The following is a 3,126-nucleotide window of genomic DNA, read 5'->3' as shown; positions in this document are numbered from 1 at the left end:
ATAGCTACTAGTACAATAGGGGCAGCTAAAGAAAATGAACTTATAAAAATGTTTTTAGACTTATATAAAGAGAAAAGTTTTATAAATGAAGATGGAAGCTATGATGATTTGACGAATGTAGCTATTGTAACAGAAATGTTGAAAAACAGAGGATTAATAATGAATGGCGAATATCAAGAAATTGAAGGAGAGGGTGCTTTTTATCCGCAAACATATTTTTCACCATATGATTATATTAACTGTAGAAAATTTATAACTGGCAAAACATATGTAATACATTATTTTTATAAAAGTTGGCTATCACCAAAAGTGAGATTGAAAGGTAACATCAAGATACTAGCAGCTAAAATTATAGGAGGAGAAAATATAGCTAAAATCAGAAAAATAATTTCAAAAAACTAGGAGGATGATAATGAAAAATATATTAATATCCTCTTTTGATATGGAAATTGGAGGAGTAGAAAGAAGTCTCATAAGTCTGTTAGAGAATTTTGATTATGAAAATTATGCGGTGGATTTGATGTTATATAGACATAAAGGAGATTTTATGAGCTTGGTTACGAATAAAGTGAATCTATTAGAGGAAATTCCACAGTATACAACTTTTAGAAAATCAATAAGCGGGATTTTTAAAGAAAAACAATATCGTATTGGAATAAGTAGAATTTTATCAAGAGTAAATGCTGATGTTATAGGTAGAATGAAAAAAATAACAGAACCTGGATATTACCAAATGCAATTAATGTGGAAGTATGCTTTGCCATTTCTTCCTAAAGAGGAGAAAGAGTACGATATAGCAATTAGTTATTTATGGCCACATTATTTTATAGCTGAAAAGATTAAGGCTAGAAAGAAAATTGCGTGGATTCATACAGATTATTCTAATCTAGAGTTAGATGTAAAGATGGACGTAAAAATGTGGAAAGAATTTGATCACATTGTGGCTGTATCTGAAGAGTGTAGAAATTCTTTTCTAAAAAAATATGGTGAATTAGAAAATAAGGTTGTTGTAATAGAAAATTTGACCTCACCAAATTTCATAAAAAAAATGTCAAAGGAAAATATAGAAAACCCTATGGTTCATGATAAAAGATTTAAAATTATCACAGTAGCTAGGCTATCATATGCAAAAGGAATAGACAATGCTGTCAAGTCTTTAAAAATATTAAAAGATAAAGGGTATGATAATATTGCTTGGTATGTAGTTGGGTATGGAGGAGATGAAGCAAAGATAAAAGATTTGATAAAAAGTTTGAGACTAGAGAAAGATTTTGTATTGTTAGGGAAACAAACAAATCCATATCCGTATATACAAGAAGCTGATTTATATGTACAACCATCTAGATATGAAGGGAAGGCCATTACAGTAGGTGAGGCACAAATTCTTTCAAAACCAGTTATGATTACAAATTACACAACGGCCAAAAGTCAGGTGAGAGATGGAATTGATGGATGTATTGTAGAACTATCTGTTAAGGGAATAGCGGATGGAATCGAAAGGTTATATGAGGATTCCGCTATAAGAAAAGAGTTGTCTAATAATTGCTCACGGAAAAATCATGATAATATTTATGAGCTGAATAAATTGTATGGGATTATATGAGATGAAAATAGAGAAGTTCCTCCGAAATATTGTTGAGAGGAGTTATACGATGTAATTTTAACAAAGTTAATTGGGAGGGATAGGTGTGTGTGGGAAAATTAGCATTATAGTGCCTGTTTACAATGCAGAAAAATACATTATTCAATGTATCGAGTCGCTCTTAAGTCAAACACTTCAAGAATGTGAATTCATATTTGTAAATGATGGATCTAAGGATAATAGTCAGGTAATTATCGAATATTTCGAAAAAAAGGATAAAAGGATGCGGATTATAAATCAAACAAATCAAGGTGTGAGCATTGCAAGGAATATAGGTTTATCTGCTGCAAGGGGAGAATACATTGGATTTATGGATGCTGATGATTATGTAGAAAAAGATATGTATGAAGTTTTATATAAAACGGCAAAAAAAGATAATTGTGATGCAGTTATATCGAATTTTGAAGAAGAAATTGAAGGACATAAAATAATAACAAAATATTCGTTTCCAAAAGATATTGTATTAAAGAAAGATTTTATAGAACAAGAATTATTACCGTATTTTCTCAGAACAGATAATTTAAATACTGCTGTAAATAAAATATATAGAACTAATACAATAAAGGAAAAGAATATAAAATTCCCGGAAAAGGTGGAATTAGGTGAGGATGGGATGTTTAATATTTTATTTTTTAATAATGCGAAAAAAGTTAAATATATAGATTATACGGGATATTCTTATAGAGAAGTGAAAGGGAGTGCGACTAGAAATATATTAGAAAAGGATTATTTTAAGAGGGCTGTGGAAGTGTATAAGATGGATATGTCGAAATTATTCATTAACATGGATGATACAAAGGTAAGACAATTGCAAGCGATAAAACTTATAAATAGTTTGATGTCTTACGTACATATTTATTTTCAACCGTGTAAAGATATGGATTTTAAAAAAAGGTATCAATATGTAAAAAATATGATACAAGATAGATATGTAAGGGAGGCATTACCTATATATTATAGTAATGTTTATTATACGTTGGGAAAGTATGAGAAATTTATTATAAGTTTAATAAAAATAAAATCAACTATTGGACTATATTGTGCTACGTCATATAGTAGATATAAAAATAAACAATAGTGGGGAGCTCACAAATATGAAGATTATGATGTTTGCTCATGATGGTAGTTTTAATAGAGGATGTGAAGCTATAGTTCGTTCATCTACTAATATCATAAAAGAAAAAATGGATGAAACGAAGGTTTATTTAGTATCGGGTAGGCCAGAATCGGATCAATTAATAAGTAAGTTGGATGGTATATATGATGGATCCAGTCTTAGTATAAAGAAATATTCCTATAATTGGTTATTATCTGCACTTAAATTGAAGTTTTTTAATGATGAATCTTATGCATTGGGTGTAATTCATAAAAATATTATCAAACATATAAAAAATGTGGACGTATGTTTATCGATAGGAGGGGACAATTATTGTTATGGAGAGCAACCTGGATGGTATGAAAATGATAGGAGGGTGAAAGAAGAG

Annotated in this window: 2 protein-coding genes and 2 pseudogenes; all 4 read left to right on the top strand. The window is 29.5% G+C overall.

Features of this window, described 5'->3' with window-relative positions; translation table 11 throughout:
* Positions 1–402: pseudogene (locus KVT34_RS32110) on the top strand (glycosyltransferase family 32 protein); the annotation flags it as partial.
* A gap of 10 nt (positions 403–412) precedes the next feature.
* Positions 413–1,603: a glycosyltransferase gene (locus KVT34_RS29180; RefSeq protein WP_088097393.1), complete on the top strand. Its 1,191-nt coding sequence runs from the start codon at positions 413–415 to the stop codon at positions 1,601–1,603.
* An 85-nt stretch (positions 1,604–1,688) separates the two neighbouring features.
* Complete coding sequence (locus KVT34_RS29175) at positions 1,689–2,720, top strand: glycosyltransferase (RefSeq protein WP_088097392.1); 1,032 nt, start codon at positions 1,689–1,691, stop codon at positions 2,718–2,720.
* Positions 2,721–2,736: 16 nt separating this feature from the next.
* Positions 2,737–3,126 (top strand): annotated as a pseudogene (locus tag KVT34_RS29170) (polysaccharide pyruvyl transferase family protein); the annotation flags it as partial.

The organism is Paenibacillus sp. GbtcB18, from assembly GCF_019091125.1.
GTDB lineage: Bacteria > Bacillota > Bacilli > Paenibacillales > NBRC-103111 > Paenibacillus_F > Paenibacillus_F chitinolyticus.
The sequence above is the reverse complement of the archived record's forward strand: the minus strand, read 5'-3'. Positions and strand labels throughout refer to the sequence as shown.

Excerpts from the sequence above, each read along its gene's own strand:
- KVT34_RS29180 (WP_088097393.1), top strand. The coding sequence starts at position 413 with ATGAAAAATATATTAATATCCTCTTTTGATATGGAAATTGGAGGAGTA.